This window comes from Streptomyces sp. NPDC111520 (assembly GCF_055635295.1).
The window spans coordinates 249,685-261,793 of record NZ_JBVKBW010000006.1; the positions used below are offsets into that span (position 1 = coordinate 249,685).

At 71.1% G+C, this 12,109-nt stretch carries 11 protein-coding genes; all 11 read right to left on the bottom strand.

Annotated elements, in window-relative coordinates; translation table 11 throughout:
- Positions 1 to 19: 19 nt before the first annotated feature.
- The 11 genes from ACZ7MY_RS16115 to ACZ7MY_RS16165 all read right to left on the bottom strand — a co-directional run bounded on the left by ACZ7MY_RS16115 (position 20) and on the right by ACZ7MY_RS16165 (position 12,032).
- Positions 20 to 1,054, bottom strand: a complete 1,035-nt coding sequence (locus tag ACZ7MY_RS16115) for a methionine synthase (RefSeq protein ID WP_499602301.1) — start codon at positions 1,052 to 1,054, stop codon at positions 20 to 22.
- A gap of 26 nt (positions 1,055 to 1,080) precedes the next feature.
- Positions 1,081 to 1,770: an SDR family oxidoreductase gene (locus tag ACZ7MY_RS16120; RefSeq protein ID WP_499602303.1), complete on the bottom strand. Its 690-nt coding sequence runs from the start codon at positions 1,768 to 1,770 to the stop codon at positions 1,081 to 1,083.
- A 27-nt stretch (positions 1,771 to 1,797) separates the two neighbouring features.
- Positions 1,798 to 2,337, bottom strand: a complete 540-nt coding sequence (locus tag ACZ7MY_RS16125) for an LOG family protein (protein ID WP_499602305.1) — start codon at positions 2,335 to 2,337, stop codon at positions 1,798 to 1,800.
- 76 nt (positions 2,338 to 2,413) lie between these two features.
- A complete protein-coding gene (gene mnmA, locus ACZ7MY_RS16130; RefSeq protein ID WP_499602307.1) occupies positions 2,414 to 3,577 on the bottom strand; it encodes a tRNA 2-thiouridine(34) synthase MnmA in 1,164 nt (387 codons plus the stop codon).
- Between the two features lie 343 nt (positions 3,578 to 3,920).
- Complete coding sequence (locus ACZ7MY_RS16135) at positions 3,921 to 5,090, bottom strand: cysteine desulfurase family protein (protein WP_499602309.1); 1,170 nt, start codon at positions 5,088 to 5,090, stop codon at positions 3,921 to 3,923.
- A gap of 90 nt (positions 5,091 to 5,180) precedes the next feature.
- Complete coding sequence (locus tag ACZ7MY_RS16140; RefSeq protein WP_499602311.1) at positions 5,181 to 5,846, bottom strand: trimeric intracellular cation channel family protein; 666 nt, start codon at positions 5,844 to 5,846, stop codon at positions 5,181 to 5,183.
- Positions 5,847 to 5,872: 26 nt separating this feature from the next.
- Positions 5,873 to 6,937 carry an ABC transporter ATP-binding protein gene (locus ACZ7MY_RS16145; RefSeq protein WP_499602313.1) on the bottom strand — a complete coding sequence of 355 codons (1,065 nt, stop codon included), beginning with the start codon at positions 6,935 to 6,937 and terminating at the stop codon, positions 5,873 to 5,875.
- 11 nt (positions 6,938 to 6,948) lie between these two features.
- Positions 6,949 to 8,061 (bottom strand): ABC transporter ATP-binding protein, encoded by a 1,113-nt coding sequence (locus ACZ7MY_RS16150; RefSeq protein ID WP_499602315.1) that lies wholly within the window; start codon positions 8,059 to 8,061, stop codon positions 6,949 to 6,951.
- Entirely contained in the window at positions 8,058 to 9,056 is a 999-nt protein-coding gene (locus ACZ7MY_RS16155) for an ABC transporter permease (protein WP_499602317.1), read from the bottom strand. The genes ACZ7MY_RS16150 and ACZ7MY_RS16155 overlap by 4 nt, the downstream gene beginning before the upstream one ends.
- A 105-nt stretch (positions 9,057 to 9,161) precedes the next feature.
- Positions 9,162 to 10,934: an ABC transporter substrate-binding protein gene (locus tag ACZ7MY_RS16160; protein ID WP_499602319.1), complete on the bottom strand. Its 1,773-nt coding sequence runs from the start codon at positions 10,932 to 10,934 to the stop codon at positions 9,162 to 9,164.
- Between the two features lie 105 nt (positions 10,935 to 11,039).
- Positions 11,040 to 12,032, bottom strand: a complete 993-nt coding sequence (locus tag ACZ7MY_RS16165) for an ABC transporter permease (protein WP_499602321.1) — start codon at positions 12,030 to 12,032, stop codon at positions 11,040 to 11,042.
- Between the last annotated feature and the right edge of the window lie 77 nt (positions 12,033 to 12,109).

Genomic DNA, 12,109 nt, shown 5'->3' on the forward strand with positions numbered 1-12,109 from the left:
GTCCTTCCTCTTCCCATCCTCACTCAGGGTTGTCGACGAGCGAGCGTGCCGCCTTCGCGCAGTGCACGAGCGCGGCACGGGCATAGGCCGGCGAGGCCCCCGCCAGACCGCAGGACGGGGTCACCGCCACGGAGGTGCCCAGATCCCCCGGGGACAGCCCCAGCCTGCGCCACAGCGCCCGAACACCACTGACGCTACCCGCAGGGTCCGACAATGGGGCATCCGTACCCGGGACGACACCGGTGAGGAGCGCGGTTCCCGCCTCGGCCGCCTCACCGAAGGCATCCCAGTCACCCTCCGTGAGCAGCGAGAAGTCGAACGACACCCCCGCCACCCCGGCCCTGCGCAGCAGCGCGAAGGGCACCTCGGGAGCGCAGGAGTGCACGATCACGGGCACGCCGTCCGCGCCGCCGCCGGCGGCCGCCATGACGTCCCGCAGCGCGCCCTCGACGACGCCCCGGTCCGCCGCGCGGTGCGTGCGGTAGCCGCTGGCGGACCTGACCCGGCCCTGGAGGACGGCGGTCAGCGAGGGCTCGTCCAGCTGCAGCACGGGCTGTGCGCCCGGCACGCGCCGGCGCACGTCCTCCAGGTGCAGCCGCAGCCCCTCGCCGAGCGAGGCGGCCAGGTCGCGGCAGGCACCCGGGTCGGAGAGCGCGGCCTCGCCGTTCTTCAGCTCGACCGAGGCCGCGAGCGTCCAGGGGCCGACCGCCTGGAGCTTGAGGGGGCCCCGGTAGTCCTGGGTGAACTCCTCGACGGCGTCGAGGTCCTCCCCCAGCCACGCCCTGGCCCGGCGGGTGTCCCGGCCGGGGCGGTCGCCGAACCGCCATCCGCTGGGCTCCACGCGCGCGTACAGCTCGACCAGCATCCCGAGGGTGCGGCCGATCATGTCGGCGCCCGGGCCGCGCGCGGGCAGCTCCGGCAGGAACGGCAGCGCCTCCAGCGCCCCGGTCGCCGTCCTTGCCGCCTCGCGCGCGTCGCCTCCGGGCATCGAGCCCACACCGGTGGCCGCCCCTTCGGGCAGCCGGAACTTCGCTTCGGTACCTTCCGTGCTCACCGGTGCAGCCTACGACGACCGGCGGGTCAGGCTCCCGGCCGGATGGTCAGGTCGTTGACCTCCGCGTCCCGCGGCAGGTCGATCGCGGTCAGGATCGCCGTCGCGACCGACCCGGGGTCGATCCACCGCGAGGGGTCGTACGTCTTGCCCTCCTGCTGGTGCACCTTGGCCTGCATCGGTGTGGCGGTGCGGCCCGGGTAGACGGAGGTGACCCGTACCCCGTTGGCGTGCTCCTCCTCGCGCAGGGAGTCGGCGAGCGCCTTGAGGCCGTGCTTGCTGGCCGCGTAGGCGCCCCACTCGGCGTGCGCGTTGAGTCCGGCGCCGGAGTTGACGAAGAGCACGTGGCCCCGGGACAGCCGCAGTTGGGGAAGGACGAGACGGGTCAGCTCGGCGGGTGCGACGAGGTTGGCGGCGAGCGTCCGGTTCCAGACCTTCGGGGTGAGCTCGCCGACCTGCGCCAGGTCCACGACGCCCGCGATGTGCATCAGGGAGTCCAGCCGGTCCGGCGGCGCCTGCTGGCCCAGCGCCCAGGACAGCCGCTCCGGCTCCGCGAGGTCGCCGACGAGGGTCCGCGCGCCCGGGAAGCGGTCGGCGAGTTCCTTGGCGCGTCCGGCGTTGCGGGCCAGCAGCCACAGTTCGTCGCCGCGGTCGAGGAGACGCCGGGCCACGACGGCTCCGATGCCGGAGCCCGCGCCGGTGATCAGGTGAATCGACATGGGCCCCATGCTGTCATCCCGGCCGGCTCACACGATGCCGGCGCCCTCCTCCAGGTAGGCGAGCGCCGAGACGCCGTCCTCGGCGAAGAACACCAGGTCGGTGAGGGGCAGCGGCATGAAGCCCTCCGCGTCCATGCGCTGGAACTGCTCCTTGAGCCCGTCGTAGAAGCCCGCCGTGTTGAGCAGGACGACCGGCTTGGTGTGCAGCCCGTGCTTCTTCAGCTCCAGGATCTCGGTCGCCTCGTCCAGCGTGCCGGTACCGCCCACCATGACCACCACGGCGTCGGCGCGGGCCAGCAGCTCCGCCTTGCGCTCGGCGAGGTCGGCCGCGATCACCATCTCGTCGGCGCCCTTGCGGGCCTTGGCCGCCAGGAACTCCACCGAGACCCCGACCAGGCGTCCGCCGTGCTCCTGCACCCCGTCCGCCATCACCTTCATCAGGCCCACGTCCGAGCCTCCCCACACCAGGGTGTGACCGCCCTTGCCGATCAACTCGGCGAACTGGCGGGCGGGTTCGGTGTAGCGGGGCTCGAGGTCGGCGGCGGAGAGGAAGACGCAGATGTTCATGCGGGCCAGTCTCGCGCATGACGCCGCGGGCCGGGCAGGGGGGCGCCCGGCCCGTCCGGGAGCCGCGTGGGGGCGTTCAGGCGCTCGCGGTGGCGCGCCGGCTGCGCTCCGTGGTGGCGATGGTCGCCGAGCCGACGACGCGCGTGCCGTCGTAGAGCACGACCGCCTGGCCGGGCGCGACGCCGCGGACGGCGCCGCCGGTGAAGCGGACGCGCAGTTCGCCGTCGGCCAGCTCGGCGGTGACGGGCACGTCGTCGCCGTGGGCGCGCAGCTGGGCGGTGTACGTGCGCGGCCCGGCGCCGTCGGGCGCGGTCCCGCACCAGCGCGGGCGGATCGCGGTCAGGGCCGTGACGTCCAGGGCCTCGGCCGGGCCGACGGTCACCGTGTTGTTCACCGGGGAGATGTCGAGCACGTAGCGCGGCTTGCCGTCGGCGGCGGGCACGCCCAGGCGCAGGCCCTTGCGCTGGCCCACGGTGTAGCCGAAGGCGCCGGAGTGGGTGCCCAGGCGGTTGCCGTCCTCGTCCAGGATGTCGCCCTCGGCGGCGCCGAGGCGGCGCGCGAGGAAGCCCTGGGTGTCGCCGTCCGCGATGAAGCAGATGTCGTGGCTGTCGGGCTTCTTGGCGACGGACAGGCCGCGCCGGGCCGCCTCCGCCCGGATCTCGTCCTTGGTGGTGAGGGTGTCGCCGAGCGGGAACATGGCGTGCGCCAGCTGCCGCTCGTCGAGGACGCCCAGCACGTACGACTGGTCCTTGGCCGCGTCGGAGGCGCGGTGCAGCTCGCGGGAGCCGTCGGTGTTGACGACGACGGTGGCGTAGTGGCCGGTGCACACGGCGTCGAAGCCGAGGGCGATCGCCTTGTCGAGCAGCGCGGCGAACTTGATCTTCTCGTTGCAGCGCAGGCAGGGGTTGGGGGTGCGGCCGGCGGCGTACTCGGCGACGAAGTCGTCGACGACGTCGGCGCGGAAGCGGTCGGCGAGGTCCCACACGTAGAAGGGGATGCCGATCACGTCGGCGGCGCGGCGGGCGTCGTGGCTGTCCTCGATCGTGCAGCAGCCGCGGGCGCCGGTACGGAAGGACTGCGGGTTCGCGGAGAGCGCGAGGTGCACGCCCGTGACGTCGTGCCCCGCTTCGGCGGCGCGGGCGGCCGCCACGGCCGAGTCGACGCCACCGCTCATCGCGGCGAGCACGCGGAGGCGACGGCCGTCGCCAGGGCCTGTGGGTGCACCGGGGAAGTCAGTCATAGCGCCTCCTAGGGTACGGCGCCCCGGCGCCGGTTCGCGGGGCCGGTCGCCGCGGGGCCGTTGCGGGGCTGCGGGTGTGCGGGCGAGTGCGGGTGCGTTGCGCCTGCGGCGGGCTGTCTCCCACCGCCCACCCGTTGCCCCCTGCGTTGCGTGAACGGAAAGGCGGCACACCGCCGCAGGCCGCCGACGCACAGCGACCACCCACGGGAGCCACCCGCACACGCCCACGGCGCCGCACGGGTGGGCGGGCGGGAGAGGCCCGCCGCAGGCGCAACGGCGCGCGAGCCGCCCACGAACCGGCACCGCACGCAACGCGAGGGCGAGGGCGAGGGCGCCGCGGGCGCTACATCAAGCCCGCGCTGCGGGCGCGGGACACCGCGGGGGCGATGGCGTCGCCGAGGGCCGCGACGTCCTCGGCCGTCGAGGTGTGCCCGAGGGAGAACCGCAGGGAGCCCCGCGCGAGGTCGGGGTCGGCGCCCATCGCGAGGAGGACGTGGCTGGGCTGGGGCACGCCGGCGGTGCACGCGGACCCGGTGGAGCACTCGATGCCCTGGGCGTCGAGCAGCATCAGCAGGGAGTCCCCCTCGCACCCGGGGAAGGAGAAGTGGGCGCCGGCGGGGAGGCGGCCGCCGGGGGCGGGGTCGCCGTTGAGGATGGCCTCGGGGACGGCCTCCCGGACTCGGGCGACCAGGTCGTCGCGCAGGGCGCCGATGTCCCGCGCGAACGCCTCGTGCCGTTCCGCGGCCAGCGTCCCGGCGACGGCGAACGCGGCGACCGCGGGGACGTCGAGCGTGCCGGAGCGTACGCCGCGCTCCTGGCCGCCGCCGTGGAGGACGGGGACCGGGCCGAGCTCACGCCGGAGCACCAGCGCGCCGACCCCGTACGGGCCGCCGACCTTGTGCCCGGTGACGGTCATCGCGTCGAGCCCGGACGCCGCGAAGTCGACCTCGACCTGGCCGAGGGCCTGGACGGCGTCGGAGTGCAGCGGCACCTCGAATTCCCTGGCCACCGCCGCGAGTTCGGCGACCGGGAAGACCGTGCCGACCTCGTTGTTGGCCCACATCACGGTGGCGAGCGCCACATCGCCGGGGTCACGGGCGACGGCCTCGCGCAGGGCCTCGGGGTGGACGCGTCCGTGGGCGTCGACGGGGAGCCATTCGACCCGGGCGCCCTCGTGCGTGGCGAGCCAGTCGACGGCGTCGAGGACGGCGTGGTGCTCGACGGGGCTGGCGAGGACCCGGGTGCGCCGGGGGTCCGCGTCGCGGCGCGCCCAGTACAGGCCCTTGACCGCGAGGTTGTCGGCCTCGGTGCCGCCCGAGGTGAAGACGATCTCGCTGGGGCGGGCGCCGAGCGCGGCGGCCAGGGACTCGCGGGACTCCTCCACCGTGCGCCGGGCCCGGCGGCCGGCGGCGTGCAGGGAGGACGCGTTGCCCGTGACGGCGAGGTGCGCGGTCATCGCCTCGACCGCCTCCGGCAGCATCGGGGTCGTGGCGGCGTGGTCGAGGTAGGCCATGATGAGCGTGATTCTACGGCCGCTGCGGCGCTTTCCCGGACCGAGGCCCGCCCCGGGTACGCCGTCGCTGGGGTGCCCCGCGGGGGTGGCCTACAGGTGGAGCTGTTCCGCCGCGGTGGTGCGCCGGTGCCAGGCGCGGGGGGCCCGCCAGTGGTAGCGCATGGCCAGCAGCCGGAGGGTGAAGGCGCTGATCACGGCGAGGACCCCGGTGCCGGGGGTCAGGGCCTCGAACTTGATCAGCACCGCCACCACGGTCGCCCCCACGATGGCCGGCACCGCGTACAGGTCACGGTCCCAGCGCAGCAGCGAGGGGACCTCGTTGCCGAGCAGGTCGCGCAGTACGCCGCCGCCGACGGCGGTGGCGAGCCCGAGGGTGGCCGAGGCGGTGAGGTTGAGGCCGTGGTCGTAGGCCTTGGTGGTGCCGGCGACGCAGAAGAGGCCGAGGCCGGCGGCGTCGAAGACGTTGATCGTGGTGTTGATCCGCTCGACCTGGGGGTGCAGGAAGAACACCACCGTGGTGGCGATCAGCGGGGTGAGGAAGTACCCGAGGTCGGTGAAGGCGGCCGGTGGGACCGCCCCGATGATCAGGTCCCTGATCAGCCCTCCGCCCAGCGCGGTGACCTCGGCGAGCACCGCCATGCCGAAGACGTCGTAGTTCTTGCGTACGGCGAGCAGCGCGCCGGAGATCGCGAAGACGAAGATTCCGACGAGGTCGAGCACGTGCTGGACGGAGTGGCTGAACAGTTCGGTGTGCACCGGTCCCATTCTGCAGGGTGCCGGGGTTACGCCTTTTCGGTCGTCTTCCCCGCCGTGCCGTCGCCGGAGGCACCGGAGTCGCCGGTGTTCTCCGGGTGGTGGCAGGCCACCTGGTGCCCGGTGGCCAGGGTCGCCAGCGGGGGCTCCGTGGTCTTGCAGACCTCGGTCGCCTTCCAGCAGCGGGTGTGGAAGCGGCAGCCGGACGGCGGGGAGATCGGCGACGGGACGTCACCGGTCAGCAGGATCCGCTCGCGCTTGGCGCGCCGCTTGGGGTCCGGCACCGGCACCGCGGAGAGCAGTGCGTTGGTGTAGGGGTGCATCGGCTTGGTGTAGAGGTCCTCGCGGTCCGCGACCTCCACGATCTTGCCGAGGTACATGACCGCGATGCGGTCCGACACGTGCCGGATGACCGACAGGTCGTGCGCGATGATCACGTAGGTCAGGCCGAGCTCGCTCTGCAGGTCGTCCAGGAGGTTGACCACCTGGGCCTGGATGGAGACGTCGAGCGCCGAGACCGGCTCGTCCGCGACCACGAGCTTGGGCTTGAGCGCCAGCGCGCGGGCGATGCCGATGCGCTGCCGCTGTCCGCCGGAGAACTCGTGCGGGTAGCGGTTGTAGTGCTCGGGGTTGAGGCCGACCAGCTCCAGGAGGTTCTGGACCTCCTTCTTCACCCCGTTCTCCGTCTGCACCTTCTGCAGCCGGAACGGCGCGCCGACGATGGTGCCGACGGTGTGCCGCGGGTTGAGGGAGGAGTACGGGTCCTGGAAGATCATCTGCACGTCGCGGCGCAGCGGGCGCATGCCCGCGGTGCCCAGGTGCGTGATGTCGCGGCCCTCGAACTCGATTGTCCCGCCGGTCGGTTCGAGCAGCCGGGTGATCAGCCGGCCCATGGTGGACTTGCCGCACCCGGACTCGCCGACCACGCCGAGGGTCTCCCCGGGGTTGACGTGGAAGTCGATGCCGTCGACCGCCTTGACCGCGCCGACCTGACGGCGCAGCAGGCCCTTGGTGATCGGGAAGTGCTTGACCAGGCCGCTCACCTTGAGCAGCGCATCCGACCCGTCGGCGGTCGACTGCTGGGGGATCGTCATCTCCTGGCCTTTCACAGCTTCGGCGCAATCTCTTCGGTCCAGATGCGCTCCCGGTCCGCCACGCCCAGGTGGCAGGCGGCGTGGTGCCGGCTGCCGACCTCGCGCAGTTCCGGAACGACGGTGGTGCTGGCGCCGCCGGTGAGCTCCGCGTACGGGCAGCGCGGGTGGAAGGCGCAGCCGGACGGCACGTTGATCAGGCTGGGCGGCGAGCCCTTGACCGGGTTGAGCCGTTCGGTGCGCTCACGGTCCAGACGGGGCATCGAGCCCAGCAGGCCCCAGGTGTAGGGGTGCTGCGGCTCGTAGAAGACCTTGTCCGCCGGCCCGCGCTCCACGCAGCGTCCGCCGTACATCACCAGGATGTCGTCCGCGAGCTCGGCGACGACGCCGAGGTCGTGGGTGATGATGATGACCGCGGAGCCGAACTCCTTCTGCAGGTCCCGGATGAGGTCCAGGATCTGCGCCTGCACGGTCACGTCGAGCGCGGTGGTCGGCTCGTCCGCGATGAGCAGGTCGGGGTTGTTGGACAGCGCCATCGCGATCATGGCGCGCTGCCGCATGCCGCCGGAGAACTGGTGCGGGTAGTCGTCGACGCGCTTGTCGGGCTGCGGGATGCCGACACGGTCGAGCATCTCGATGGCGCGCTTGCGCGCCACGGCCTTGGACACGTCGTGGTGGACCCGGTACGCCTCGACGATCTGCGCCCCGACGGTGAAGTAGGGGTGCATCGCCGACAGCGGGTCCTGGAAGATCATCGCGACGTCCTTGCCGCGCAGCCGCCGGACCTCGTCCGGGTCGGCCGAGATCAGTTCCTTGCCCTCGAGCCAGATCTCGCCGGACATCCGGGCCTTGCTCCGGCCGTACTGACCGGTCCGGTGCAGGCCCATGATGGCGAGCGACGTGACGGACTTGCCGGAGCCGGACTCGCCGACGATGCCGAGGGTCTTGCCCTTCTCCAGCTGGAAGGAGAGGCCGTCGACGGACTTCACCAGGCCGTCGTCGGTCGGGAAGTGCACCTTGAGGTCGCGGACCTCGAGGAACGACGTGGGCTGCGCCTTCCCGGCCACCGGCTCGTTCGGCGCGGAATCCGCCCCGGTACCGGACTTCTGGATGGGGAGGTCGGTCATGACAGCCTCACGCGCGGGTCGACGACGGCGTACAGCAGGTCTACGAGGAGGTTGGCCACCACCACGGCGACGGCCGCGATCAGCGTGACGCCGAGGATCAGTGGGAAGTCCTTGTCCCCGATCGCCTTCACCGCCGCCTGGCCGATGCCGGGCAGGCTGAACGTCGTCTCGGTGAGGATCGCGCCGCCGACGAGGGCGCCGAGGTCCATGCCGAGGATGGTCAGCACCGGGGTCATGGTCGAGCGCATGGCGTGCTTGCCGATGACGACCGGCTCGCGCAGGCCCTTGGCACGGGCGGTGCGGATGTAGTCCTCGCCCATGATCTCCAGCATGGTGGCCCGGGTCATCCGGGCGTACATGGCTGCGTAGAGGAAGGCGAGCGTGACCCAGGGCAGCAGCATGCCGCCGAACCACCCGGATGGCGAATCACCGAACGGCACGTATTGGCCGTCGATCCATCCGAGTCCGTAGACGACCACCGCGAGGGCGATCATGCCGGTGAAGTAGATGGGGAGCGAGACGCCGGCGAGCGCGACCGTCATCAGCGTGCGGTCCAGGGCGGAGCCGCGCTTGAGGGCGGAGACGACACCGGTGCCGACGCCGACGACGACCCAGATGACGCAGGCGCCGGCCGCCAGCTGCAGGGTCACCGGGAGACGGTCCGTCAGGACCGGCCAGATCGCCTGCTCGTTGCGGAAGGAGTAGCCGAAGCAAGGGGCGGAGCAGTGCGTGACGTCGGTGCCATTGGCGTAGTCACGCCCGGCGATCAGCCCCCACAGGAACTTGCCGAACTGCACGAGGATGGGATCGTCGAGGCCCATCTTCTTCCGAATGCCCTCGAGGGAGGCCGGGTCCGCCTGCTTCCCGATGAAGTAGGTGGCGGGGTCGACACCGACCCATTTGGGGATCAGGAAGAAGATCCCGAAGGTCACCAACGTGATGACCAGCAACATGACGACGACAGCGAACAGTCGCCGGATGATGTATGCAAGCACTGTGCTCGGCCCGGCGGCGGCCCGGGGGTTCCCCGGGCCGCCGCACGCGGCCATCACCTGCCCTTCGTGCCTAGCGGGTGTGGCACTCGATCGATTCGAGGGTTGTTACTGCACGCCCAGCGAGGCGTAGTCGTAGCGGCCGTTGTACGCGTCGGCCGTGTAGACGTTGGTCAGGCGCGAGCTGCGCCAGATGATGTTCTTCTCGAAGGTGAAGGGCAGGTAGTACGCGCCCTCGGAGACCTTCTGGTTGATCTGCTTGTACAGCTCGGCCGCCGCGTTCGGGTCGGTCTGCTGCAACGCCTGGTCGAACAGGCCGTCGATCGACTTGTCCTTGATCTCGGCGAAGTTGTTGTTGCCGCTCTCGAGGATGAACCGGCTGTCGACCAGCGGCTGGAGGAAGCCCTGGCCCGACGGGAAGTCGGCGCCCCAGCCCATGATGATGATGCCGTAGTTCTTGGACTTGACCGTCTTCGGGGCACCGATGATGCCGGAGGTCTGCGCACCGTCGAACTCGTCGAGCTCGGTGGTGATGCCGACCTTCTTCAGCGACTCCTGCAGCGACTCGGCCGTGGCGATCTCGATCGGCTTGTTGTTGCGGACCGCGATCGTGGTCTTGAAGCCGTTGGGCTGGCCGCAGGCCTTGAGCTCCTTCTTGGCCTCCTCGACGTTGCCCGTGGTGTCCTTCAGGACGTTGTACGGGTCGTAGGCACCGTCGGCGCCCTTGATGCCCAGCGGGAGCATGTTCGGGGCGATGGCACCGCCGGCCTGCGGGCCGCCGCGGGCGGTCTGCAGCGACTTGTGGTCGGCGGCGAGGATGACCGCCTTGCGGCAGTGGATGTTGTCCATCGGCTTGACCGTGGTCGGGAAGACCGCGTACCGGATGAAGCCGGTGTCCGGGTTGTCGGCGTTGGCCTTGTTCTTGCCGAGCACCTCGGCGCGCGCGGCCTGGCCGACGCCGGTGGCGTTCAGGTCCAGGTCGTAGTCGCCGTTGATCAGGCGCTTGTCCATGTCGTCGGCGTTGGTCGTCAGGGTGACCGTGATCTTGTCCGGCAGCGCCTTGCGGAGGTCGTCGGTGGACGCGCTCCAGTTGGTGTTGCGGACCAGGACCATCGACTTGTTCGGCGTGTACGACTGGAACTTGTACGGGCCGCTGGAGAACGGCTTCAGACCGTACTTGGCGCCGGTGTCCTTCGCCGCGGGGACCGGGGAGCCGGACGGCATCGCGAGCATCTGCTCGAAGTCGCTGTTCGGCGTCGCCAGGTGGAAGGTGATGGTCTTGTCGTCCGGCGTCTCGATGGCCTTCAGACCGAGCTTGTCCGGCGAGGTGTCCTTGTAGGGACCCTTGTACTCACCCTTGGGGTCGAGCACCTGCTGCAGGTAGATCGGGCCGCCGGAGATGACGTCCTGCGCCCAGATGCGCTCGATGCCGTACTTGACGTCCTTGGAGGTCAGCGGGGAGCCGTCCTCCCACTTCAGGCCGTCCTTCAGGGTGTACGTGTAGGTCTTGCCGCCGTCGCCGACCTTCGCGAGGCCGGTCGCGAGGTCCGGCTTCAGCGTGGTGCTGGCCAGGCCCGGCTCCGGGGTGAAGGAGACCAGCTGACGGGTGTAGTACCGGGCGAAGTCCCACATGAAGCCGTAGTAACCACGCTGCGGGTCCCAGGAGTCGGCGTCCTGGGTACCGATGAACTTGAGCGTGCCGCCCTTCTTGTCGGACGCGTTCGCCACCTTGTTGACGGCGGCGTTGAATCCGGGGGCCTTGGCGTTGCCGTCGGACTTGCCACCGCCGCCTCCGCCGCAGGCGGCGGTGGACAGCAGCGTGGCGACCACGACGACCGTCCCTGCGGCCAGCCTGCGCCTCGATGAGCGTGGGGATGTCACTTTTTCGTAACCTCCGTGATTCGCGGTCCGCGACTTTCCGCGGACCTGCGGTCCTTCTCGGTGAGAAGCCACCTGACGGGAATGGCAGGGGCGGTGTGCGAGGGGCTAGCGGGAGCCCTTCGGGTCCAGCGCATCCCGTACGCCGTCACCGAAGAGGTTGAAGGCGAGCACGGTGATGAAGATCGCCAGGCCCGGGATCAGCATGAAGATCGGGTCCGTCTCGTAGAAGGACAGCGCCTTGAAGAGCATCTGTCCCCACGACGAGGTGGGCGGCTTCACGCCGACCCCGAGGAAGCTCAGGGCGGCCTCGGTGAGGATGTTCGTCGGGATCATCAGCGTCGCGTAGACGGTGATGGGCGCGACGAGGTTGGGCAGCAGTTCACGGAAGAGGATGTAGCCGCGGCCGGCACCGAGGCTGCGGGCCGCGTCGACGTACTCGCGCTCCCTCAGGCTCAGGGTCTGGCCGCGCACGATGCGCCCGACGTACGGCCAGCCGAAGAAGCCGATCACGACCACCAGGACGCCCATGCGCACGCCGGTGCCGCTGAATCCCAGCAGCGAGTTCGGCATGACCGAGACGAGGGACATGATGAAGAGCAGCTGCGGGAAGGCGAGGAGCACGTCCATCACACGGCCGATGGCGGCGTCGACCCAGCCGCCGAAGTAGCCGGCCATGATGCCGAAGAAGGTGCCGAGGACCACGGCGACGATCGCCGACAGGAAGGCCACCAGCAGGGAGATGCGCGTGCCGTAGACGATGCGGCTGAAGACGTCGCGGCCGTTGACCGGCTCCACGCCGAAGAGGTAATCCCCGCTGATGCCGCCCCACTTGCCGGTGGGCGTGCCGAACAGCGGGTCGATCTTGTCCTCGTGGAAGTCGTTCGGCGGGTGGCCGAAGGCGCTGACGATGAGGGGGGCGAAGATCGCGACCAGGATGAGGAGGACGACGATCACGCCGCCCGCCAGCGCCACCTTGTCGCGCTTGAGGCGCATCCATGCGATGCGCCCGGGCGAACGCCCCTCGATCGCCTTCGCGGGTATGTCGGCGGCGACGTCGGCGACGGCCGTCTCAGCGGTGTCGTGCAGCGGTGCTGTCATGTCTCCTCGTGCATCCCCCTGCCGGCGGTGGCCGGCTTCGCCTGGCCGTCCGCCCGGGTCGACGGAGCGGACCGACC

Bases quoted from the DNA above. Each gene is read 5' to 3' on its own strand.
- ACZ7MY_RS16135 (WP_499602309.1), bottom strand. From the start codon at position 5,090: ATGGCCTACCTCGACCACGCCGCCACGACCCCGATGCTGCCGGAGGCG.
- ACZ7MY_RS16165 (WP_499602321.1), bottom strand. From the start codon at position 12,032: ATGACAGCACCGCTGCACGACACCGCTGAGACGGCCGTCGCCGACGTC.
- ACZ7MY_RS16145 (WP_499602313.1), bottom strand. From the start codon at position 6,937: ATGACGATCCCCCAGCAGTCGACCGCCGACGGGTCGGATGCGCTGCTC.
- ACZ7MY_RS16125 (WP_499602305.1), bottom strand. From the start codon at position 2,337: ATGAACATCTGCGTCTTCCTCTCCGCCGCCGACCTCGAGCCCCGCTAC.
- ACZ7MY_RS16150 (WP_499602315.1), bottom strand. From the start codon at position 8,061: ATGACCGACCTCCCCATCCAGAAGTCCGGTACCGGGGCGGATTCCGCG.
- ACZ7MY_RS16120 (WP_499602303.1), bottom strand. From the start codon at position 1,770: ATGTCGATTCACCTGATCACCGGCGCGGGCTCCGGCATCGGAGCCGTC.
- mnmA (WP_499602307.1), bottom strand. From the start codon at position 3,577: ATGACTGACTTCCCCGGTGCACCCACAGGCCCTGGCGACGGCCGTCGC.